Annotated in this window: 24 protein-coding genes; 20 read left to right on the top strand and 4 right to left on the bottom strand. The window is 40.2% G+C overall.

Annotated elements, in window-relative coordinates:
* The first annotated feature begins 34 nt into the window (after positions 1-34).
* From MMU07_RS08050 to MMU07_RS08005, 11 genes are all read left to right on the top strand, one after another.
* Entirely contained in the window at positions 35-811 is a 777-nt protein-coding gene (locus MMU07_RS08050) for a threonine/serine exporter family protein (protein WP_241125348.1), read from the top strand.
* Between the two features lie 11 nt (positions 812-822).
* Positions 823-1314, top strand: a complete 492-nt coding sequence (locus MMU07_RS08045; RefSeq protein ID WP_241125347.1) for a threonine/serine exporter family protein — start codon at positions 823-825, stop codon at positions 1312-1314.
* 106 nt (positions 1315-1420) lie between these two features.
* Entirely contained in the window at positions 1421-2938 is a 1518-nt protein-coding gene (locus MMU07_RS08040; protein WP_241125346.1) for a M20/M25/M40 family metallo-hydrolase, read from the top strand.
* A complete protein-coding gene (locus MMU07_RS08035; RefSeq protein WP_241125345.1) occupies positions 2931-4088 on the top strand; it encodes a DUF819 family protein in 1158 nt (385 codons plus the stop codon). Before MMU07_RS08040 ends, MMU07_RS08035 begins: the two co-directional genes overlap by 8 nt.
* A gap of 115 nt (positions 4089-4203) precedes the next feature.
* A complete protein-coding gene (locus MMU07_RS08030) occupies positions 4204-5355 on the top strand; it encodes an aspartyl protease family protein (protein ID WP_241125344.1) in 1152 nt (383 codons plus the stop codon).
* Positions 5356-5722: 367 nt separating this feature from the next.
* Positions 5723-6853: a Fic family protein gene (locus tag MMU07_RS08025; RefSeq protein WP_241125343.1), complete on the top strand. Its 1131-nt coding sequence runs from the start codon at positions 5723-5725 to the stop codon at positions 6851-6853.
* A 350-nt stretch (positions 6854-7203) separates the two neighbouring features.
* Complete coding sequence (locus MMU07_RS21825) at positions 7204-7308, top strand: VOC family protein (RefSeq protein ID WP_418884510.1); 105 nt, start codon at positions 7204-7206, stop codon at positions 7306-7308.
* 246 nt (positions 7309-7554) lie between these two features.
* Positions 7555-8319, top strand: coding sequence for a hypothetical protein (locus MMU07_RS08020; protein WP_241125342.1), 765 nt, complete (start codon positions 7555-7557; stop codon positions 8317-8319).
* A 208-nt stretch (positions 8320-8527) separates the two neighbouring features.
* Entirely contained in the window at positions 8528-9511 is a 984-nt protein-coding gene (locus tag MMU07_RS08015; RefSeq protein ID WP_241125341.1) for a TlpA family protein disulfide reductase, read from the top strand.
* A gap of 126 nt (positions 9512-9637) precedes the next feature.
* Entirely contained in the window at positions 9638-12520 is a 2883-nt protein-coding gene (locus MMU07_RS08010) for a class I SAM-dependent DNA methyltransferase (protein ID WP_241125340.1), read from the top strand.
* A gap of 83 nt (positions 12521-12603) precedes the next feature.
* Complete coding sequence (locus MMU07_RS08005; protein ID WP_241125339.1) at positions 12604-12858, top strand: FUSC family protein; 255 nt, start codon at positions 12604-12606, stop codon at positions 12856-12858.
* Positions 12859-13077: 219 nt separating this feature from the next.
* Here the strand turns inward: MMU07_RS08005 and MMU07_RS08000 are convergent, their stop codons facing one another.
* Entirely contained in the window at positions 13078-13875 is a 798-nt protein-coding gene (locus MMU07_RS08000) for a hypothetical protein (RefSeq protein WP_241125338.1), read from the bottom strand.
* A gap of 248 nt (positions 13876-14123) precedes the next feature.
* On the opposite strand from MMU07_RS08000, the gene MMU07_RS07995 reads away from it, so the two are divergent.
* On the top strand, positions 14124-14864 hold the full coding sequence (locus MMU07_RS07995; protein WP_241125337.1) for a spheroidene monooxygenase: 741 nt from the start codon (positions 14124-14126) through the stop codon (positions 14862-14864).
* Here MMU07_RS07995 and MMU07_RS07990 read toward each other — a convergent pair.
* A complete protein-coding gene (locus MMU07_RS07990; RefSeq protein ID WP_241125336.1) occupies positions 14857-15261 on the bottom strand; it encodes an STAS/SEC14 domain-containing protein in 405 nt (134 codons plus the stop codon). The genes MMU07_RS07995 and MMU07_RS07990 overlap by 8 nt on opposite strands.
* Positions 15262-15636: 375 nt before the next feature.
* Here MMU07_RS07990 and MMU07_RS07985 point away from each other — a divergent pair, with 375 nt between their 5' ends.
* The 4 genes from MMU07_RS07985 (at position 15637) to MMU07_RS07970 (ending at position 17771) form a co-directional block, all read left to right on the top strand.
* Complete coding sequence (locus MMU07_RS07985; RefSeq protein WP_241125335.1) at positions 15637-16227, top strand: Crp/Fnr family transcriptional regulator; 591 nt, start codon at positions 15637-15639, stop codon at positions 16225-16227.
* A gap of 77 nt (positions 16228-16304) precedes the next feature.
* On the top strand, positions 16305-16652 hold the full coding sequence (locus MMU07_RS07980; RefSeq protein WP_241125334.1) for a YciI family protein: 348 nt from the start codon (positions 16305-16307) through the stop codon (positions 16650-16652).
* Positions 16653-16680: 28 nt separating this feature from the next.
* Positions 16681-17208: an SRPBCC family protein gene (locus tag MMU07_RS07975; protein WP_241125333.1), complete on the top strand. Its 528-nt coding sequence runs from the start codon at positions 16681-16683 to the stop codon at positions 17206-17208.
* Positions 17209-17219: 11 nt separating this feature from the next.
* A complete protein-coding gene (locus MMU07_RS07970) occupies positions 17220-17771 on the top strand; it encodes a DUF5655 domain-containing protein (RefSeq protein ID WP_241125332.1) in 552 nt (183 codons plus the stop codon).
* A 148-nt stretch (positions 17772-17919) separates the two neighbouring features.
* Here MMU07_RS07970 and MMU07_RS07965 read toward each other — a convergent pair whose 3' ends face one another.
* Complete coding sequence (locus MMU07_RS07965; RefSeq protein ID WP_241125331.1) at positions 17920-18468, bottom strand: fasciclin domain-containing protein; 549 nt, start codon at positions 18466-18468, stop codon at positions 17920-17922.
* Between the two features lie 435 nt (positions 18469-18903).
* On the opposite strand from MMU07_RS07965, the gene MMU07_RS07960 reads away from it, so the two are divergent.
* The 3 genes from MMU07_RS07960 to MMU07_RS07950 all read left to right on the top strand — a co-directional run bounded on the left by MMU07_RS07960 (position 18904) and on the right by MMU07_RS07950 (position 20592).
* The gene (locus MMU07_RS07960; protein ID WP_241125330.1) at positions 18904-19443 is read left to right on the top strand and encodes a helix-turn-helix domain-containing protein; all 540 of its coding nucleotides are present in this window, start codon (positions 18904-18906) and stop codon (positions 19441-19443) included.
* Positions 19444-19596: 153 nt separating this feature from the next.
* On the top strand, positions 19597-20142 hold the full coding sequence (locus MMU07_RS07955) for a TetR/AcrR family transcriptional regulator (protein WP_241125329.1): 546 nt from the start codon (positions 19597-19599) through the stop codon (positions 20140-20142).
* 90 nt (positions 20143-20232) lie between these two features.
* Positions 20233-20592, top strand: coding sequence for a hypothetical protein (locus tag MMU07_RS07950; RefSeq protein ID WP_241125328.1), 360 nt, complete (start codon positions 20233-20235; stop codon positions 20590-20592).
* A gap of 40 nt (positions 20593-20632) precedes the next feature.
* On the opposite strand, the gene MMU07_RS07945 is transcribed toward MMU07_RS07950, so the two are convergent.
* On the bottom strand, positions 20633-22165 hold the full coding sequence (locus MMU07_RS07945; protein ID WP_241125327.1) for a Ppx/GppA family phosphatase: 1533 nt from the start codon (positions 22163-22165) through the stop codon (positions 20633-20635).
* Between the two features lie 500 nt (positions 22166-22665).
* Here MMU07_RS07945 and MMU07_RS07940 point away from each other — a divergent pair, with 500 nt between their 5' ends.
* Positions 22666-23511, top strand: coding sequence for a sulfurtransferase (locus MMU07_RS07940; protein WP_241125326.1), 846 nt, complete (start codon positions 22666-22668; stop codon positions 23509-23511).
* The last annotated feature ends 25 nt before the right edge of the window (positions 23512-23536 follow it).

Raw genomic sequence — 23536 nt, 5'->3', positions numbered from 1 at the left:
AATTTGCAAAATAAACCAAACCTCCAAGCGAGTAATGACAGGCCATACCATAGAAGAACCTGCCAGATTGGGAAACCTCCTGTTACAGGCCGGGATCGCTCTGATCAAATCAGGTGCCGGCAGCAGCCGTGTCATCACCAACCTTTCCAGGTTTGCGAATGCCTACGGCTATGAGGCCAATGTGGACCTGGGCACGCGAAACATTTCGATATCTCTCCACCGGGAAACTCGGGGCAACATTTTCTCGGGATCAAGGAGCATTGCAACCTTGCCAGGAGCCAATTTTAAAGTTATCACAGCCATAAGTCAATTGAGTTGGGATGTGGCGGAGAAAAAAATCAGCCTGGAGGAATCGGAAAAAATCATCAACAGGGTCTTTGACATCCCTACCTACAAAAGGCCCGTCATTTTACTTTTTACAGGAATCGCAGGATCTGCCTTCTGCTTTACTTTTGGAGGAAATTCTATAGAAATGGCCATTACATTTTTGGCTACGGCTGTTGGTCTTTTCTTTAAACAGGAAATGGTACACAAGAAATACAATCCCTTTATGATCACTTATGGCAGTGCGGTGGTGGCTGCTGCAGTCGTCGGGATTTGTTGGAAGATCGGGATAGAAAGCAACTTAGAACATGCATTTGCTACAAGCATATTATTTTTGATACCCGGCGTGCTGTTGATCAATGCCATCATTGACCTGATCGATGGCCATATCATCAATGGTGTAGATCGCGGTATCAATGCCCTTTTACATGCCTTTTCCATAGCTTCCGGATTGGCGACTGTACTCTATATTTTTAAGGTATTGTGATGACAGACTGGATGGATATCGTATTCAAGGCTTTTTGGTGCGGATGTGCTGCTGTGGGATTTGCCATATTGTTCAATAGCCCTGCACGGGCATTGTTTGCTGTTTTTTTATGTGGGTCTTTGGCGGGATTTTTAAAGTTTAGCGTTCTTCTGCCGGGTGTTGGCGGCGGGATAATTATGGCCTCAGCTGCAGGTGCTGCCGCTGTCGGCTTTGCGAGTATCCCTGTATCCCATTGGAGGCATGTTCCGCCGATTGTGATCAGTATTCCATCGGTCATCCCGCTTATTCCGGGATCATTTGCCTATAGGACCATTTTGGGCTTGATTTCTTTTGTCAGCAATACCGAAATGGAAGTCCTCACCAAAACTGCCCATCATGGCGTGATGACCTTTTTTATTATCCTGGCGCTGTCTTTGGGAGTGACTCTCCCGATGCTGCTTTTTAGAATTGAAAGTGTGAAAAAAGTGAATTATTCTTTGCCTGACTGGTGGAAAAAAAAGTAAAAGGAAAATCAAAGGTCTGAGGTTCAGTTTTAATTAGGAAATTTCGAAATTGGTCGGGCAAGTGCTACAATGTGGATGCACCTTAAATTTAATGTTACTTTCAAAAATGAGAATTATTGCGACAATTGCATTGAGTTTGTTTCTGTTGCCGAGCTTCGGTCAAAGTTTGAAAAAAGAGGAAATAACCAAACTGGCGGATGCCTATTTGGTTGAGGGAGTCAATACGCTCAGGGATTTTTTAGCCCTCTCCAATTTGGGAAGCATACCTTCCGACATAGATCAAAATATCAAATGGTGTGAGGAAGAGTTTGGATCTTTGGATTTTAAAACCTCTGTCCTCATCTCGGATGGTGTCAAATACCTTCTTGCAGAAAGAACATTGGATCAAACATTACCCACAGTTCTGGTGTACCTTCAGATAGATGGGCAACCCGTAGATGCAAGCAAATGGTTTCAGACCAATCCATTTACCGCCGTTCTCAAAAATTGTGACAGGGCTGATTGTCACGAGATAGATTGGAATGCTCTTCGAAAGGACTGGGATCCAAATTGGAGGATCTTTGCCCGGTCTGCTTCAGACTCAAAAGGACCGGCAGTAGCCTTCATCCAGTCCCTCAGGATTTTTCGTCAAGAAAATATTCCTACAGCTTTCAATATCAAAGTGATCATGGATTTTCAGGAAGAGCTTGGCTCCCCTACCCTTCCATCATTGGTGGCCCAATACCGTGATCTATTGGCCTCTGATGTCATTCTGATCATGGATGGGACGCGGCCACCGGGAAATATCCCAAACATTACTTTCGGTGCCCGTGGAATCGCAACATTGAAACTTACCGTATTTGGCCCCAGAAACGACATGCACAGCGGGCAGTATGGAAATTTTACCCCAAATCCTGTCTTTGCACTTTCCCATCTGTTGGCAAGCATGAAAGATGAAAATGGACTGGTATTGATTCCGGGCTTCTATGAGGGAGTAAACCTCAGCAGTCAGCAAAAAGAACTGATCAATAAAGTACCTGAAGATCGGACCGAAATGCTGGAATCCATGGGGATTTTTCAACCTGAAATGGTCGGGGATACTTATCAGGAATCCCTCCAATATCCTTCATTCAATGTACGGGGACTACAGGCCGGTTGGGTGGATGAAGAGGTCCGGACGATCATTCCCTCCAAAGCAATCGCTGAGATCGACATGAGACTGGTGACAGAAACACCTGCTGAGCGGCAAATCCAATTGGTAAAAGACCATATTGAAGGCCGTGGTTTCAAAATATTGGATTCTTTGCCCACAGATGCTGAAAGAAAACAATTCCCCAAACTTATCAGACTGGAGTCAAGAATAGGGTCAAAACCTTTCAAAACACCCCTTGACTCTCCGATAGGGATTTGGTTGAGGTTGGCAATGGATCAGTCATTGGGCGAAGGGGCATATATCAGTATGCAGGCCACAGGAGGATCCCAACCTATTGAACCTTTTATTTCGACCCTTGGAATACCTGCGGTCTCAGTAAGGATTTCCAATCCCGACAGCAATATCCATGCACCAAACGAAAACCTGAGGATCGGGAATTTTCACGAGGGCTTAAAAATGTGCCTTGGGATTTTAACTCAGCCTTATGAGTGACCCACAATCTCTGATCATCTCCGTCGTACTGGTATCGGTAACAGTCGCCTTCGTATCCTGGATAGGGAAAGCCAAATCCAAGAGGATCAAGTCATTGCTTGATTGGTTCCCGGCGATCTTGTTTGCCTACGTGATTCCTGCGGCATTTACCCATGCTTTTGGGATTGACTTATCCAAGGTAATTCTCCATGACTGGAGCAAAACCTGGATCATTCCTTTTACCATCCTATCGGTGATGAGTGCCTTGTCATTCAGGCAACTGAAGATTGTGGGCATAAAACCAATCCTTGTTTTTGTCTCAGGATCTTTTGTAATCGCCACTTTGCCCGTACTGCTCGTGGTGATTTTTGGGATGATAGATCCACAGAACAATGTGATGTTTCTCGAACAGGCTTATTGGAAAGGTCTGGCGCCCATAGTTGGGGGTTGGATCGGCGGAAGTACAAGTCAGCTTGTTTTGAAGGAATTGGCGGAGACGCCTGAGGATTTGTTCCTATCTATCTTGGTGCTGGACAATATCCTGGTAAATATCTGGACCATTCTGATGTTTCAATTTATCAAACGGAGTGAAAAGATCAATCGCGCATGGGGAATTGACAGTGAAATCCCTGTCGTTGAACCTCCTAAAAGTAAAAATGGGTTAAGTATCTTCAAGATCAACCTGTTGACCTTGGGTGGTATTTTGATGATCATGGTGCTTACATTCTTCATCCAAATGAGTTTTCTGATGGGTATAGTCGTACTGTCGGTTGTGGGGATTCTTTTGGGCAACTTGATCCCTGCTTGGAATCACAAGCTTGTCCTGAGAATGGCGGGCTTTTCAATTGTACTGATTATGGCGATACTTGGCCTAAAACTGGACTTTCAGAATCTTTCATTGCCGATCAATCTGGTAATCCTTGTATTGGTTTGGCTGTTGCTTCATTTCGGTTTTATGCTTCTAGTCGCTAGGATCCTCAATACCAACGTAGCTTGGGTTGCGATCGGCAGCATGGCAAATCTGGGAGGAATATCCACCGCACCCGCAGTAACTTCGGCATATAAGACAGAATTGATGCCCCACGCGATCGTTTTGGCCATATTGAGCATGGTGACAGGTACGAGTTGGGGAATGCTGACGGTATTCTTATTTGGATTATTGGCAGGCTGACTTTGTCCAAAGCCAATGGCATTTCAACTTTATTTTCACTACACAAACTGTGGTTAGAAACTGGTGAAAAGAATAATCAAAAAATTATTTTTCAAAAAGTCTTATTTTGGTATTTATGAAACGATTCCTGATTGTATTCTTTGCCCTGCTTGCTATTAAGTCCGGTGAAACGGTACAAGGACAGAACATTTCCGATTCTGTTTATTCTCTTCCTTTCCATTTAGATGCTGGTTTGCTTGTCTTCAAAGGCCAAATGAACGGGGTCGAAACGGATTTCGCCTTCGATACAGGCGCGAGTATGGGCTTGGCAAACACCCTCGCCGAACCAGCCGAAAGGCTGCAGGTCAAAGGCAAAAAAATCAAAATGCGTGATTCCAATAGGCAGGTGGCCAAAGTCCCGACTGGACTGACCAAAGAAATCAGGATCGGTGGGATTACCTTTCCCAAAGTCCGGAGCCTAGTCAATGACATGGCTTACCTCTACTGCATGGATTATTACCTGCTCGGTTCGGACATCATCCGTCAGCTTAATTGGGAGATTGATTTTGAAAAAAACGTTATCCGTTTTTCGAAAACCCCCTTTTCTATCGAAAATGAATGGACAACGATTCCGGTTTATTTTTTCAATAAGAGGCCTTTTGTGACAGTAAAGCTTGCCGGACAAGAAATCGAAAATGTCCTCATTGATACAGGATATACACAGTTTTTCAGTTTTCCGTCCAACAACCCATCACTTCAGGATTTTCTGTCTCTGAAGGACAGCCTTGGACTCAGCAATCCCGATATCAGCAGTTCTATGGGTGCATTGAGTATCCAAACCGACAGCGCCAGGACCGTATTGGTGGACAGCCTACAGATCGGTGAAAATTACTTTGACGGTATTCCGGTCAGCTTTGAGGGTAGCTCTGGACCAAAACTGGGCATTGGTTTTTTCAAAACTTTGGGCAGCAGCCTGGTCATCAACAATTCTGAAGCTACCTACCACCTCCGCATGCGGGAAGCGGTGAAGTTCAAAGATCCGATCCAAGTCGGGGTGCATTACCAAGAGGGAAAACTTGTCGTCATGAGCAAATCCATCGGGGCAGTCCCTGAAGACATCATGCTCAGCATCGGAGAGGAAATCCTTTCTGTGAACGGCCGCAGGGCGGAGGATTTTGCGGATGCCTGTGATTTTATGAGGTGGTCATTTACCAACAAACCAAAATCCATGACCATCACCAAATTGGACGGCACTTCCTTGGTTTTTGAACCGATCAGGTTGAAATAGAAAAAATCCCAAATACTTTTAGAAATTCAATGCCTTTCCGGTATTTAAGTGGATCCGGGTGGTGAAGCGGGATTGAAGGTAATCCCAAATCAAATAAAAGGCCCATTGGACAACTCCATTCAACATTCACAAACAAATCAACCAAGGAACTCCGGGATTCACAGCCATCAAACCTCACCACAACCTGCGTGTAAACACAATGCTTGTCCGATTACCTGTTGATTTGAAACACTCACGGGTTCCCGTAATTCAAATAACCCCAAACCCTGCAAGCAATAAACTAACTGACAATTAAAGATTTTAGAAGTAAAAAATTCGTTTGCGGTGAAAAAGATGTATTTTAACCGCATACTTTGCGGTGAAAATTATGTACATACACGAAAGAGAAAACTGGACAAACTTCATTTGGGATAACGACAAGTTAACACCCATCTTGGCTTCTGTAAGGCATTTACAAGGACGTTTATTGGGTCGTATGGAAAGTTTAGGTTTCGATTTTATAGAGCGTGCCACTTTGGAATCGCTTATACTAGATGTTGTAGATACATCAAGAATTGAAGGTGAATTTTTAAATCCCAAACTTGTTCGCTCGTCTATCGCCCGAAAATTGGGTATTGAAAATGCTGATTTTATAAAGACATCCCGAAACATTGAAGGAATTGTTGATGTCATTTTAGATGCTACACAAAATTTCGACAAACCACTCTCCGAAACACGCCTTTTAGGTTGGCATAACTCACTTTTCCAAACAGGTTTTAGTGGTTTTCAGCAAATAGATGTTGCCAAATATCGTTCAGGCGGTATGAAGGTGGTTTCGGGCAATTTTGGTAAGGAAAAAATACATTTTGAAGCACCATCAGCCGACAAGGTTCAGCACGAAATGGAACAATTTTTAAATTGGCTGAATAGTGATACAAGTTTAGACTTAGTTTTGAAAGCTATCATTGCTCACTTTTGGTTTGTTACGATTCACCCTTTTGATGACGGCAACGGACGAATAGCGAGAGCGATTTTTGATATGTGGTTAGCAAAAAGCGATAATAGTAAAATTCGTTTTTATAGCTTATCAAACCAAATCTTCAAAGAGCATAAATACTATAACAACATTATTGAAGAAACACAAAAAGGAACATCGGACATCACAAAATATGTAGAATGGTTTCTTGGCTGTTTTGAAAGAGCGTTAATTTCAAGTGAACAAAATTTGGAAATCATTTTGGATAAAGCACACTTTTGGGGCAGACACAAGTCGATAAACGTTAACGAAAGACAACGGCTTGTAATTAATTATCTTTATGACAATTACAGTAAAAAAGTTGGCTTTTTACGAACATCAACCTACGCGAAACTTACCAAATGCTCTACAGACACAGCCTTGCGAGATTTGCAGGATTTAGTCACAAAAGAAATGTTGAAAACAGAAGACAGCGGAAAGAAAACAAATTATGTTATAGTAAGTCCAAAAAACATAAGAATACCAAAAATAAATGAAAAATAAACACCGGCACCCGCACAGCGGCAACAAATCAACCAAGAAACTCCGGGATTCACCGCCATCAAACTGCACCCCAACCTGCGTGTAAACACAATGCTTGTCCGATTACCTTTATTTGAAACCCTTGGAATTGAAATTTAAATTAACGGACGAAATAAATGAAATTAAAAGCACGGCGGCACAACATGGTAAAGCCAACAATAGCGGGGCTTGGTGGGTAGTGTGCAACCTTGGAGCTTTGTGCTTCTGTTCAATGATTTGCAGTTGGAATTATTTCCGGTTAAAGTGAGTAAAATATTTCCCAAAAATGTAGCAGAAAGCTTAATTAGACTTATCAATGCAGGTGTGTTTGGATGCGGAGTTTTACCTGCCAAGACATTTTTGCCACCTACGAAGAGCTCAAAGCAAAAGGTGTTGAATTTATCAAAGCACCAACAAAAGAATTTTTATGGAACTGAAGCCATGTTCAAAGACGATCCAGGCAACTATTTTTAATCGCAGCCTGTAAATAATATTGACAATGGAAAACGAAACAGAAGAAATGCCTTAGAAAGACAGGCATTCAGGAGTTATTGACCCTTTTGGCAATTATTATTGGGTTTAAAAACGTCAAGTAAAAAAATGCTAGGATGAATGAAATGCGTGTGATATATAAAAACAACAAGCATGTACAGGTAAACAAAACGGTCATAAAAACCATGAATATGAATAGAATAATTTTACTTTCCCTTAGTTTAATTTTTAGCAGTGAGCTAATTGCCCAGAATAATTTTAAAATATTCGATACAACGAAGACATTTGTTTATGATGCTTATTTTATTGAAAATAATGTAGACACATTGACAAGAGAGTTGATAAAACTAAAAGCTAACAATAAACCTTGGGTATATCAGAAAAAACAAAAGGAATTAGAAATTAGCTATTATCCTGATTCATTAAATCTAGAAAAATTTATGCATCCCTTTGCAGCAGAAAGAAAAAGAATTGCGAAAGGGAAATCAAATAGAGCACAAGGAAAAAAACGTTGGGAAAATTATACATGGATTACTAAAAGTGAAACTACCGGATTTATAGAAAATGATTCTTTAATTTGGTTGCACCCTCCAAGATCTAATCAGTATCAATACACTTACTTATCAGCTTATCCTGAAGTGCTACTAAAAGAGCTCAGAATCGGCGGGAATTGGAAAAGTCAATTGTTCATCGCGAGAGGCTTTCCAAACAATAAAGAATTTGTCGGTAATGTTATTAATGATTTTAAAGTTAACGGATTGGTATCTGATAGTGTCGGTGAAAAATCAATAACCAATTGTTGGGAAATTGAATCTGTAGATACGCACAGTATACTGGGAGAATCTAGGTCTACATTTATTTTTGATGAGAAATATTATGGTTTTATTAGAATGGAGTTTGAATATTATAATAAGATCAAGATAGTTTTTAAGCTGAAAGAAATTATTATTACTTAATTATCAATTTCAAATCACACTAAAATATTTATGTATATCCGCTTTCTTGCACATAGCCAAACAATAATTTGTTTGAGGAGCCATTAAAAATACCCAGTAGACAGTGGGCTGTCGTCTGTAGACGAGTATCCGCATTCGAAACTACCTCCTAGAGGCCAACGTGCAACAATGCGGATACTCATATAACAAATTTAAATTGACAGATAAAATGAAAAAGCATTTCTTGACATTCGTTCTCATCATGGCATTTTGCCAGACTCAGGCACAGGTTGCCGTCAACATCAGTGGGCAAATAGAAAACCTGAATGCAGCAGAATCAATTTATCTGGGAATAGATGGGCGCTTATTCCCCTTAAACCCACCGGCTGACGGGACTTTTTCTGTTGATGTCAACATTTCGCAGACCCCTTCTTTTTTTTATTTGGGGCATATCACTAAGGGAAGGAAATTCGAACAAAAAACTCCCTCGATTTGGTTTGAAAGTGACAGTGTCCAAATCACCAAAGATTGGTCAGACCAATCTTACCAAATGCAGGGATTATTGCCTTTTCAAGACAATTCGGAAAAGATAGAAGCCTTAAAAGGAAAGGATCAATTCGATTTTATCCTTGCCAATCCCATCGATATTCCCAGTTTGTATTTTGTGGAAAGGCAAAAAAAGAAGATTGGTATTCCTGATTTGGAGCGCTTTACCCAGCTTGTCAAAGAGGAACACCAAAACGCTGCTTATGTGAAAAGGATTGAAAATTATATCGCTGCCAAAAAACTGGACAAGATCAAAATAGGCAGTAAAGTCGGAGACTTCACCTTGCCTGATAAAGATGGTAACCAAGTTTCTGTGATTCAACCAAATAACAAAACGACATTAATCGCTTTATTCTCCTCCGGTTGCGGGTATTCTGTGGCGAGTATTGGGATACTCGAGAAGGTTGCTGACCTGAACAATGACAAAATAGAAATGATAACCATTTGGGAAGATTCCTCACGGGAAATCTGGCTAAATACCCGCAAAGACGAAAAGGAGAAAATTACCTGGACCAACCTTTGGGATGAATTTGGTTTTGCATCCACCTATTTGAACAATAAGATGTGGCCTACATTTTATGTCATCAATGCCGAAGGAGAGTTGGAGGAAATCATTAGGGGATATAGCCAAAAAACATCAAACAAGTTGAAAGAATTGGTGAAATAAGGCTAAATAACAGAAGTTTAGCTTCAATGATGTTTATCTTAGAAATGTCAAACATTCTGTGTCTTTAATTACAAATGTTGAACAAACAGCAAAAAATACACCTCCCTATATAAAACAGAAAAAAGAATGGCTTTAAGTTGGAACGAAATAAAAGACCGAGCATTAAAATTCTCAACAGAATGGGCTGACACTTTCAATGAAGAAGCTGACGCAAAACCGTTTTTGATTGAGTTTTTTGAAGTGTTTGGTATTACAAGAAAACGAGTTTCGACTTTTGAGCATAAAGTGAAAAAATTGGATGATAGGGATGGTTACATTGACTTGCTTTGGAAAGGAACGATCCTAATTGAAATGAAAAGTCGGGGCAAAAACCTTGACAGAGCTTACAGCCAAGCCATTGAATACACGCATGGATTGAAAGAACACGAATTACCGAAATACATTCTCATTTCGGATTTTGAAAACTTTCGACTTTATGATCTTGAGGCTAACCAAACGGTGGACTTTAAAGTCAATGAACTTGTAAACAACGTCCAGCATTTTGGGTATTTATTGGGCTACCAAAAGAAAATTTATAAAGAACAAGACCCAGCAAACATAAAAGCTGCCGAGCTGATGGGTAAACTTCACGACAGATTGGAAGAAATCGGCTATATCGGACACCCGTTAGAAGTTTATTTGGTTCGAATTCTGTTTTTATTGTTTGCCGAAGACACAACTATTTTCAACAAACAACAATTTCAAGAATTCATAGAACAACGCACAAATGTTGATGGTACCGACCTTGCGGCAAAGCTGCAAGAACTCTTTCAGGTGCTAAATACACCAAAAGAAAACCGATTTAAGAACCTCGACGAACAGCTTGCCGACTTTCCGTATGTAAACGGGAAGTTGTTTGAAGAAATCCTGCCCACAGCAAGTTTTGACAGCAAAATGCGCACAGCTTTATTGGAGTGTTGTTATATAGATTGGAGTAAGATTTCGCCTGCCATTTTTGGTTCCATGTTTCAAAGCGTCATGAACCCAAAGGAACGAAGAAACTTAGGAGCCCATTACACTAGTGAAACCAATATTTTAAAGCTTATCAAACCACTTTTCCTAGACGAACTCTGGAGAGAGTTTTATGCTTCAATAGGTTCAATACCCAAGTTAAGGGAGTTTCATAAAAAATTAAGCACACTCAAATTCCTTGACCCTGCTTGCGGTTGTGGAAACTTCCTGGTGATCACCTACCGAGAATTGCGTTTGTTAGAATTTGAAGTTCTGAAAGCCCTCAACAAATCAGGTCAGACATTTCTGGACGTCAGCCAAATTCTATGGATTGACGTGGACCAATTTAGTGGCATTGAGTATGAAGAATTCCCTGCCCGGATTGCCGAAGTAGCCATGTGGCTTATTGACCACCAAATGAATATGATGGTCAGCAATGAGTTTGGACAATACTTTGTCCGATTGCCATTAAATAAATCCGCAAACATTGTTCAAGGAGACGCATTGGAAATTGACTGGCAATCACTATTAAATCCTATCAACTCAATGTATGTTGTGGCCAAACACACCAATATATATGTTGTAAATGAACCGCCAGTCGAATACGGCAAAGTAAATGTCCAGACTGAAACATATTCGGTTCATTCAGGTAAACCTGAACATACAAATGAAATAAGGTTTGACTATATCATCGGAAATCCCCCCTTCATTGGTTCTAAAATAATGAAGCAACATCAGCGTGACCAAATTATCAGTCAGTTTTCCAATGCTGATGGAAGTGGGGTTTTGGACTATGTAACGGGCTGGTATATCAAAGCAGCCAAATATATTCAAGGCACAAAAATTAAAGTAGCTTTCGTTTCAACAAACTCCATTGTTCAGGGCGAGCAAACGAGTATTCTTTGGGGCCAAATGCTTCACAAATACAAAATCAAAATTCATTTTGCACACCGCACATTTAAATGGAGTAATGAAGCCAAAGGAAATGCTGCTGTATATTGTGTGATAGTTGGGTTCGCCAACTTCGACACTGTAAATAAGAGCATTTTTGAGTATGAAGACATTAAGGGTGAAGCCCATGAAATCAAAGCAAAAAATATTAATCCGTATTTAGTTGACGCAAAAGATTTATTAATAAACAAAAGTTCTAATCCTATTTCTAATGTTCCGAAGCTAAGCTTTGGAAATATGCCTCTTGATGGCGGCCATTTACTATTATCAAATGAGGAAAAAGAGGATTTGATTAAAAAAAATCCTTTATCGATTAAATTCATCAAAAGAGTTTTTGGAGCGGAGGAGTTTTTGCATAATAAAATTCGTTGGTGCTTATGGTTAGCAGAAGCTAAACCAAGTGAATTGCAGTCAATGCCTGAAGTCTTAAAGAGAATTGACTTAGTTAAAAAGTTTAGGTTAAATAGTATTGCACCATCAACTCAAAAGTTTGCTGCAACTCCAGCATTGTTTAGAGACAGAAGAATTTCTAAAAGGTATATTGTAATTCCAAAAGTTAGTTCAGAAAGGCGCAAGTATATACCATTAGATTTTTTTACTGATGAATACATTGCAACAGATCTGCTTTTTATAATACCTGAATGTAGTCTTTTCCACTTAGGTATATTAAGTTCAATAATGCATATGGCTTGGGTTAAATCAGTTTGTGGTCGTTTGAAAAGTGATTTTCGTTATTCAAAAGATATTGTTTACAATAATTATCCATGGCCAGAAAATCCAACGGAAAAACAAATCAAAGCCATTGAAACAGCAGCCCAAAAAGTATTAAACACTAGACTACTATTTCCAAACAATTCTCTAGCGGATTTATATGACCCCTTGACAATGCCATCTGCTTTAATCAAAGCACACAACGAGTTAGACAAAGCAGTGGACTTGGCTTATAGGCCGCAAATATTTACAAGTGAAGCCATCAGAATGGTGTTTCTATTTGAACTTTATGAAAAATATACAGCAGACTTATTTACCAAAGAGAAACCGAAAAAAACCAAAAAAACAATTGCCTGACTAGGACGAAATCATATAAAAATTGTGAGTTCTTTTGAATAGTTTGAAATAATTCAAAAATCATCGAAAAAAAATTAAACCACATGGAAAACAAAGAACTCTCCCAAATGACAGACCAAGAGCTTTTGGCTGAAGCAAAAAAATTGAAATCATTTCAAATCACAAATGCCTTTCTTATCGGATTTCTAATCGGAATTGTAATATTCAGCCTGTTCAAGAGCACTTTTGGATTTTTGATGCTTATCCCCCTATACTTTGTCTATAAGATGGTAAATGACCCTAGAAATAAAAGAACCAAAGAAGTCAATGCATTGCTCACCCAACGAAATCTGAAATAAATAAAAGGAGTATCTGCGATGATGGCAGTATGTACAATTCAGGTTTTGAATATTGCCTATGCATCTTACACAGGCAATATCCGGTTAAACTGAACCTGTATCCGTGATTTTTTTGATGTTATAGGATGGTGGTTATAATTTTGAATAGTTACTGATCCGGAGTTTTCAGGACTGAACCTCCCCTATTTATCTTATCCAACTTTGACTTTTTTCTGGTTTCTAAAAATTAAACCCGAATTTAATAACTGGTCCAAACTGATGCATATCAAACACAAAAGCTCTGGGAGCTTGTCCTGACTCAAAATCCATATAAATCACCCTATATCCGGCAGTTAACAGAAACAAGTCTGAGAAACGGTAGCCTACATATCCTTGCAATTGCCAAGTCAGATCCGATCCGATTCCAAACCCACCAATATCGCCCCTGAATTGTAACTCCCATTTTTCCTTAAATTCAGTCGTCAGTCGAGTGACAATAATGGGGTCATACCATGTTTCCGTTTGACTTGTTGAAAAAGTCCTTATCACAGGCTCCCCAATAGAAGGTTGATTGATAAGGGCATCCACTTCGATATCTAGACTGTTTAACCGACCTCCAATACCAATTTCCAAAAAAGGTTTCACCCGATACAATCCCACTGCTTCCCAGATAAATTGCTTGGCGGTAACATCTCCGGAGTTGATCACCAATCCGGACCGGATATCCTGATTCAGTCTCATATATACGAAATCGGACGTGACTGCCCATTTGTCGGTTCTTAATTCCGTATTCAGCATAAAAGCCATTTGAAGCCTGCTAAAAATATCTCCCGGATTTGCGTCCACAGGGATGTTTAATAAATCACCGATTCCGGTTTGCCCATTCATATTGGGGAACATAATATAAGGCTCCACCAGAAAATCCATTTTTTTTTCTTTCTCATTTGTCTGGGCAAAAGTGGGAAGCTGATAGAAAAAAGAAAGGAGACAAAATGTTGGCAATACCTTTAGAGCAAGAAATGATTTCATTTTTTTCATGTATTGGCTTGATTTTAGTTTTGATTGCCAAATAACAAAAACGCTTTTAGGGATTATTGAAAAATTCTTCAATTATCATTGAATCTTTGCAATAAACCTTAGGAATGGAAGTGGCTTACAGGGAGCAATTAATGCCGATGAAAATTTGTGGTCGGCTATGTTGTACAACCAAAATCTGAATTTTCAGTTACTCTATAAGTAATACTGCATCTATCTCTCTTCCATATTTTTCCAAACTGATTTTTCTAATGGGATTATCTACCAACGCAAAACAACAGGTCATCACTTTTACGCTTTTCCGATTTGAGGGAAGGCAGGCATTCTGGATTTTTGGACAAATGCAAAAATCCATCAAAGATTATAAAGCGGTCCAAGGTTTGGAATTCTTCAAGCTGATGGGAAGTGGCGGAAAAAACGGCTTTTCCAAAATGCTCAACGTCAATGTATATGCCTTGCTGGCAGTGTGGGAATCCGAACAGTCTGCCTCTAGCTATTTTGAGGAGTCCGCACATTTTTCGGGTTTTCAAAAACGTGCCACCGAATTCTGGAATATTTTCATGAATACCAGCAAAGCTCATGGAAAATGGTCGGGCAAGAATCCCTTCGAAACCATTCAACCTTACGAATCAGGACCGATTGCAGTCATTACTAGAGCAAGGATCAAATTCCGCTTTCTAAGAAAATTCTGGAGCTACGTTCCCGCGGTCAGCAAAAATATGGACGACCGGGACGGGTCGATTTTCTCCGTCGGGATCGGTGAATATCCATGGCTGATGCAGGCGACGTTCAGCCTGTGGGAAGACGAAGAATCCATGCGGAATTATGCCTATCGCTCCAAATTCCATAGGGAAGTGATCCAAAAAACCCGTGCCCTAGGCTGGTATAGCGAGGAGCTTTTTGCAAATTTCGTTCCTTACAAAACTGTTGGTTCTTGGGAGGGTGCCAATCCGCTTCGTCCTTTGATGAACCCCGCTCCAAACCTTATGTAGTGGAGTTGCGATCCATGTCAAGTCCGTTTACCCAAGTGTTGGCTTCAGGTTCAGATTCAAAGATTTTGTAAGGAACCGGTTGCTTTTGAAAGGAGAAAATCATCTTCAATATCGCCCTGATTGCTGCATTGGGGATAATGTAGGCTGTTCCTGCACAAAATTCCTTCATGAGTTGCTCATTTTCTTTGAGCCAGTTGGCCTGCATTTTTTGGTGAGAAAGGGAAGGAATTGCCGCATCCGAAGCATCAAAAATGATCGCCAACCGCTTTTCTAACCGGTAACAAGCCTTTGTTTGGTCGAGGTAAGTTTGGAAGTTTTGATCTGTACTTTTATTGCCTGTAAATCGAATCCGGATAATGGGAAAATTCGATTCGTCGATGATTGCATAGCTGTCCATGCTGGAGAAACAGGATTTGGAGTAAAGAGTTTTAGAAACATGTATTTTGGTGAATTTACTCTTTGATGGCCATTCAAAACCCACCCTCATTTTATACTGAATGGTGTGAATTTCCCTGAACATGGAAATGATCCTGCTTTATTTTTTGATCCAAATTCATTAGCTGGATTTCTACTTGATTTTTTAAAAAGTTGGGGATCGGTTGTAAAATAAATCAGAAATAATTTCTTTGGAAAATTTAAGAATAATTGTGAAAAAAATTCTATTTCGAGGATTAAACCAAAAATAATTGCACTAAAAAAAAGAAATTCCTATATTTTTAGCTGACTTAAGTCAGACCAATTCCCCCAAACATAAACCATAAACTAAAAAAGCATGAAAGACTCTATTGAACAGCACTTCCTGAATAAAGTATTTGCCTCAAGCGGCATAACCCAAGAGGAATTGATGCGGATTATTCCCCGTTATAAAAAAGTGACTTTTGAAAAAAATGATTATTTATTAAAAGAGGGTGAGGTCGAAAAAAAATACTGGTTCATTGAAAGTGGGTTTGTCCGCTCATACATTATTGATACTGAAGGCAACGACATTACTTTCAATCTCTATGCATCCGGTGATGTCGTGATTGATTATCCTTCTATGTTCTTTTTTGCTCCTACCCGAGAGAATATTCAGGCCCTTACTGACTGTATTTGTTGGGAAATAAACTTTGAATCCTTTCAAGAATTGTTTAACACGGTATTGAATTACAGGGAACAGCAAAGAGGACTGCTTGTAGGAAGTTACTTTGCCTTAAAAGAACATAGCATTTCCCTGATTGCTGATCAGGCCAAAGACAGGTATCTCAGACTTCTGAAAATGAAACCGCATATTGTCCAAAATGTCTCACTCAAGCATATTGCTACTTTTTTGGGAATCACCGACACCTCTTTGAGCCGCATCCGAAAAGAAATTGCAAACGAATAGCAGTTCTTGCCATATGACAAGTTTTGGTTTTTTGAGTTGCTGCATCTTAGCAACATCATTCACCAAAAACTTAAAATATGGAAAATTTAAAAGAGTTTATGTTGCTATTCAGATACCCGCCTAGCAACGAACAGCCCACCCCGGTGCAAATGCAGGAAATGCACAGGTACTGGGGTGAATTTATCGGTACAATTGCCATGCAGGGAAAATTGGTAAGCACCCACCAATTGGGTTTTGAAGGCAAAAAAATTAACCCGAATCAGACTATTGAAGAAGGACTTCTCGTAGCGGAGGGACAAACTATGGGTGGCAATATGGTCTTGAGGGCCGAATCGATAGAAGTAGCCTCCGAACTTGCAAAAAGATGCCCAATACTTATGATGGGTGGCACTGTTGAAGTAAGGACTGTAATCCCCATGAACTAATTTATCAACCTTAAAAATGAACAAAAAGATGATTTACGCAATAATTGGAATTGCTCTAGTGGCATTCATAGGATTTGTCTTGTACCAAGGCAGTGGTTTGAAATCAATTCAAATCGTAAAGACAGTTACCATCAAAGGCTCGATGGATGATGTTTTTGACATGGTGAAATATCAAAAAAACTTCCCTAAATGGTCACCGTTTTTGGCACAGGACCCCAGCCAAAAGTATGAGGTAAAAGGAACAGACGGCACAGTAGGTGCCCAATACCATTGGGATGGCAACAAGGGCAAAGACTTGGGTTTTCAGGAGCTTGTAAAAATTGACCATCACAAGTTTATCGGAATGAAATGTGATATTCAAAAGCCTTTTGTAGCCAAACCTACCTTTGACTATCACTTTGCCCAGACGGCCGGTGGCATTGAAGTAAAGCAGGATTTTAAGCTTGAGTCCGGGCTGGTTGATGCGGCTTTTATGTGGCTTTTTGGTGCAAAAGCTGAGATGGAAAAAACCAATCAGCAGGGATTGGATTTGTTGAAAAAGGCTGTAGAAAACTAAAACTCACAACTATGGACAAGGCAACATTAACCATGCTTGAAAACCTGAAAGAGAAAACAGGGCATTCACTTGATGAATGGAAAAGTTTGATCTCCGCTCAAAGTTTTTCAAAACACGGAGAAATCGTGAAGTTTTTAAAAGAAACCTGCAATATCACACACGGGTATGCGACGACCATTGCTTCCAAAGTACTAGGTTCGGATGCGGATTCGGCAGATGATACCGACGAACTGATCCAAAATCAGTACAAAGGGAAAGAACATCTGAAGTCATTCTACGACAAATTGATTTCTGAAATTCAGAATTTTGAAGGTGATTTTGAGATTTCTCCCAAGAAGGCTTATGTAAGTCTGAGAAGAAAAAAACAATTTATCACCCTCAATCCCGCATCAAAAACAAGGTTTGAGATAGGCTTTAATTTAAAAGGGGTTCCGGCAAAAGGGAAACTTGAGGCAGAAAAGCCCGAGGCCATCTGTTCTCATAAAATCAACCTTTCAGATCTCCATGAAATCGACCAAGAGGTAATTGACTGGATCAGAATGGCTTATGACAATGCAGGATAATGAACCAAATTATCCAAGCCTTTTTGTCATTTACCCTAACAATTTTATTCCTCCTGTTTTTCTACTAGAGAACACGCAGGAATATACCATTACCTTTAAAACAAAAAAACCTGCCAATTGGCAGGTTTTCAGTTTTTTCACTTTCGGATTACTTTGGCAACAATACTGCGTCCACTACATGGATGACCCCATTACTGCCTGCAAGGTCAGCAGCAGTCACAGTCGCACCGTTGATCATTACCTTACCATCTTTGATAGATACTGTCAGTTCCTGTCCGTTAAGGGTTGTTACTACCTGTCCGTCAGAAAGGTCCGCTGCCATCACATTACCCGCTACCACATGGTAGGTCAATACTGAAGTCAACTGGTCTTTGCTCTCAGGTTTCAATAGGTTATCCACTGTTCCTGCCGGCAATGCCGCAAAAGCGGTGTTGGTTGGGGCGAAGATGGTGAATGGTCCTGTTCCACTCAAAGTTTCTACCAATCCTGCGGCAGTAACGGCCGCTACCAGGGTGGTATGGTCAGAAGAACCAACAGCAATATCTACAACAGTTTTTGGCGCTTCGACCGGAGTTCCTTCAACTATTTCTACGGTTGTTTCTTCAACAGTTTCTTCTTTAGATGCACCGCCACAACTGGCTAGGAATGCAGTGGCGACAGTAGCGACTGTCAAGGATAAGAATCTTAATTTTTTCATGTTTTGGTTTGGTTTAAATCCGATGAACTAACAGTAAACCTCCCCAATAGTTTAAAAATCCTCAAAAAGAATTGAAAGAAGAAAATTGATATACCGATTAAAGACCATATTTTTTGACTTTGTTTCATCAGGTTCTTCCCCCTGTATAACATGCAATAATCCTTTAAAATGAGATAAACATAATTTTTTTAGTTTCCCAACTTTAGTCTCTGAAAAGCAAATTTCTATTTTCCACACAGAACAAAATTAGTTTTGATGCTACTTTACCCTTAGACTTTATAATCCCAAATCTCAACTATACAGGATTGTCATTGCCACCTTCGAAAGTGAATGGGCTGTTTTGAAGTATGAAATTAACTTTCCAACAAGAATACATAAAAGGGTCTACCCCATTAAATCACCATTATTAAGTTTATGAAAATCTAAATTAAAAATATGGCTTGCCAAAGTTGCGAGGCCTTCGTAAAAGAAGCATTGGATGAAATGGATATTGTTCCCATCAAAGTAGGATTGGGGGAAATTGAGACCAAAAATGATGTCAACGATGATAAAAAACTGGAACTCAACAAAAGGATCAAAAAAGTAGGATTAGAGCTCCTCGGAAAAAAACAGGGTGTTATCATAGAGAAAATCAGAAAAGTGATGGTGGATTATGTATACCATCCCGATGAAAAACCAAACGTGAATTTTTCAACACTATTAAGTGACAAACTCAAGCACAGCTATACCTATCTGTCCAATTTTTTCTCTGAAGTAGAAGCCACTACGATCGAACAGTACCTTATTTCCCTCAAAATCGAGCGCGTCAAGGAAATGATTATTTTGGAAGAATTCAACTTGTCGGAAATTGCCTTCAAGCTGCATTACAGCAGTGCGGCACACCTTTCCAACCAATTTAAAAAGGTGAGGGGCCTCTCTCCTTCACATTTCAAAAAACTGAAAGAGAAAAGAAGGATTGCGATACAGGATCTTTGATTTGAACATACCCTTAAATAAAAAAATAAAGCCTTTTGCCTATTTTTTGATTGTAGATATTTCTTGATATTTCGAGAGAAGCCAATTGAAATTTTGGATTTCAGGTTAATTTAAGATCATGATACAGTTTTCGGTCTCAACTTCATCATAAATATGGCGCAAGACAATAAGCAGGTGTGGATTGAAACCGGGTACCTGATTTTTTCGAAAGAAGGTCCGAAAGGCCTCAAAGTTGAGGTGATCGCAAGGAATGTGAAAAAAAGCAAATCGTCTTTTTACCATCACTTTGCTGAATTGGAAATTTTTACGGGACTATTGCTCGAACATCATTTGGTCCGATCCAAAACAATCGCTGAGGAAGAAAAAAAATGCAGGAATATTGACCCTGAACTTATCAATGTATTGGTTGCTTCCAAAACCGACCTTTTGTTTAACCGCCAATTGAGGGTTCATAGGACTGATCCAAACTTTAAGAAATGTCTCCAAAAATCTGATGAAATCGTCAGTCAGGGATTCATTTCTGTCTTAATCAAGGACCTACGACTAGAAAATAACCCAAAGCTTGCGGCTTCCCTTTTTGACCTAGCCCTGGATAATTTTTACCTGCAAGTCACCGAAGAAACACTGAATGTCGAATGGTTATCGGCCTATTTCACCAACCTCAAAAAAACTGTTTCTCAGTTTAACGTGACCCAATAAAATCCTTGAAATTGTACGGAAGGGGCTAAAATCATTCTTTCCGTATTTGGATACTTGTATTTCTATTTCAAGAAACAATCTATCCTCCTTATGAAAAACCAAAGACACAACCAATTCATTCTTAAAGCCATCTTGTTAACTCAGACAATCCTTTTGCTAGGCTATACTGCCTTTGCAGTCCGGAATGAAGGCTGGGGATTTTTACAGATAGCAGTTTCAAATATCGGCTCCCTGACCTGGAGCGGTCAGTTTACATTGGATTTTGCCTGTTACTTATTGCTCTCCGGGATATGGATCATGTGGCGTGGTGGATTTCAATCCAAATCCGTCTTCATCGCAATTGTCGCCATGATACTTGGGATTGTGGTTTTTGCCCCCTACATGGTTTATCTTTTGGTCCAGGAAAAAGGTGATCTTAAGAAAGTACTGCTTGGCGAGCATATGGCATGATTTCCGCCATTTAAATGTTGCATAGGCTAGATCATTAATACTAGCCTTTAAGGACCTGTATTTTTTTACCCAAAAATTTTGACAAAACATCAGAAAACCGTTGAGCTTCCCATATTTCCAGGTCCATGGCCGCAGCGCCAAAAATCCTGATATCCAGATTTTCCTCATCCACGTGGCATTGGATATTTTCTACCCATTGGTTTTTGGTTTTATTTAGGCCTACCGCGATTCTTAAAATCCCCACCAATCCTTTTACCAGTTTTTGATCCTCAGATGGAAGAGCATGGAATTCTTTATGTTTCTTTTTTGGACCTGACTTCCGGTGATACCGTGCCATGAGTGCCAACATGGCCCTTTCCTCATTATTGAATCCCCGTAGTCGGCCATTCAATATCAGGTAGGCCGAATGCTTCTGATAATCCTGAAAATTGACAAATAAGCCCACATCATAGATCAGGCAGGCATTGTGGAGCAATTCCTTAGCTTCCTCATTCATCTGATACTCTTCCTTGAGTTGGTCAAAAAGCTGCAATGCCAACTTGGACACATGCCTTTTTTCCTCAATATCTGTCTCATACCGCATGGCTAGGAGCAAACTCGATCGTTCCTTGATGTTTTTTCCTTCAACAAGCTCACCCAATTTCGGCCTGTTTCGTTCGATATAATCGATAATCAGCCCATCTCTGAGAGAAGCATCTGAGAGCGTTATATCGGAAGCTCCTGACAAATGGAGGAGTTCAAGGATAAGCATACCACCGAGGTGGATCGCATCTACCCGGTTTTCACTGATCCCCTTCACCTCAGTTCTCCGGTTTGCAGGCAACTCAAGGAGTTTTGCCACGATTTTTTCGAGGTCTTTGACATTGACCACCTCTGCATTGACAGAATTGACGATGTTGACATCCCTCATTTCCAAAGCCGCTTCGCCCAAGGCCCTGATGGTCCCGGAAGTACCGATAACTTTTGAAAAACCCGCGCAGGATGCCTCTTCCATTGTTTTGCGGGCGATTTCTCTGATATATTGCCGAAGTGCGGTCTGCTTGGATTTATTCAATGGGCCTTGGTTACCAACATAATCCAAAAGCCTCAAAACCCCAAGTTTAAGGCTGTTTTTGAAAAGTATTTCATCCTTATTCCCAATGACCACTTCGGTGCTTCCCCCGCCGATATCAATGACCAAGGCTTTTTGGTTTTTGAGGTCAATGGATTTTCTTACTGCCAAAAAAATCAACCTTGCTTCTTCCTTTCCGGAAATCATCTGTGGATGGAGACCCACATCCTGTATCAGACGGTCAAGAAACTCTCTACCGTTTTTGGCTTCCCGGGTTGCGGACGTGGCAGCGGTAATGATGTGTTCGACACCATATTCATCTGCCAACTGCACATACCTAGCAATGGTCTCAATACCGGCATTAAAGGCGCGCTGACTCAGCATTTTGTTTGTAAACACCCCAACACCAAGTTTGACCATCTCCTTTTCCTGAACCAAAACTTCATAAGACTGTCCTGATGTCACTTTGACGATGACCATATGGATGGAGTTGGTACCGATGTCTATTGCTGCTATGTTCATGGATGGTTATTTGGTTAATGGTTATTTCGACTTCGCTCAGGACAAGTATTGGGTCATTGGTTACTTCGACTTCGCTCAGTAAAAGTATTGAGTTATTGGTTGTTTTTAAATATAGGGAAAAACAGAGGAGATTGCTTTTGGAAATACAGGAGGATTGCCTAATTCATAGAAATAACTAAAGGAAAAGAAAAATTTTTGGAAGTATGGCTTTGGGGATTGAGACTTTTGAAAAGGCAATATGATTATCTGCTAATTTGCCAAAAGCATAAAGATTTAAACTGCGCTCAATCAGTACTTAGACCATTGTCGAAAGTCCATAGCAACTGCGATGGATTTTCAATTCGAGTTTTATATGGTTTGTGGAAATAAAGCGTACATACATAAAGACAAAGAATTATATTGAAGAAAATTAAAAAGTCCCGATAAATTCAAAAAAGCGGGTGATTATCCAATACTTGCTGAAGCACAGAAATATCCTAAACAATCAAATAAAAGCCAAAATGAACGAAGCCTTTTCCCCGATCATATCAGCTTCTGATTTACAAACCTTATCATCTTCGTCAGCATTTGTGCTGATTGACGCCAGATTTGGCAAAGAAAACTACGACAAATCCCATCTCCAAGGTGCTTTGCATGTGGATCTGAACAGCCAACTCTCAGACATCAAACCTGATTTTTCGGATGGTGGAAGACATCCTTTGCCTGACGTAGCGAGATTCTCCCTACTTTTGGAGTCGCTTGGCATCAGCCCTGATTCGCGTGTAGTCGTCTATGATGACAGAAACGGAGCAAATGCAGCTGCTAGGTTTTGGTGGATGATGAAGGCTGTAGGCCACAAAAAAATCCAGGTTTTGGATGGGGGAATGGATGCGGCGGTGCAAGTGGGTTTCCCTGTGAGTTCGGAAACTGAAAAAATTCCCACAAAGGGAACCTATAAAGCGGATCAATGGAGATTGCTTATTGCCGACATCTCGGAAATCGACAAAGTATCGCAAGACAAAAACTACCTGATCATCGATGTGCGTGAAAATGAAAGGTACCGGGGAGAAAAAGAACCAATTGACTTAGTAGCAGGTCACATCCCGGGTGCGGTGAATATTCCCTTTGCCTCCAATCTTGATAAAAATGGGTTGTTCCTCTCCCCTGCAGAACTCAAAGTGAAATATGAGAAAGCCTTGGAAGGAAAATCTGCTGAAAAAGTCATCGTGCATTGCGGTTCAGGTGTCACGGCCTGCCACACCCTGTTGGCTTTGGCGCATGCAGGAATGGATATTCCAAAACTGTATGTGGGTTCTTGGAGTGAATGGTCAAGGAACGGCAGGGAAATAGCGACAGCATTAGGATAAACTTTCAATTTTCAAACTACTTTGA

Source organism: Cognataquiflexum nitidum (assembly GCF_022538055.1).
Classification (GTDB): Bacteria; Bacteroidota; Bacteroidia; order Cytophagales; family Cyclobacteriaceae; genus Cognataquiflexum; species Cognataquiflexum nitidum.
Note: the sequence above shows the minus strand (reverse complement) of the source record. Positions and strands in the feature narration are given on the sequence as shown.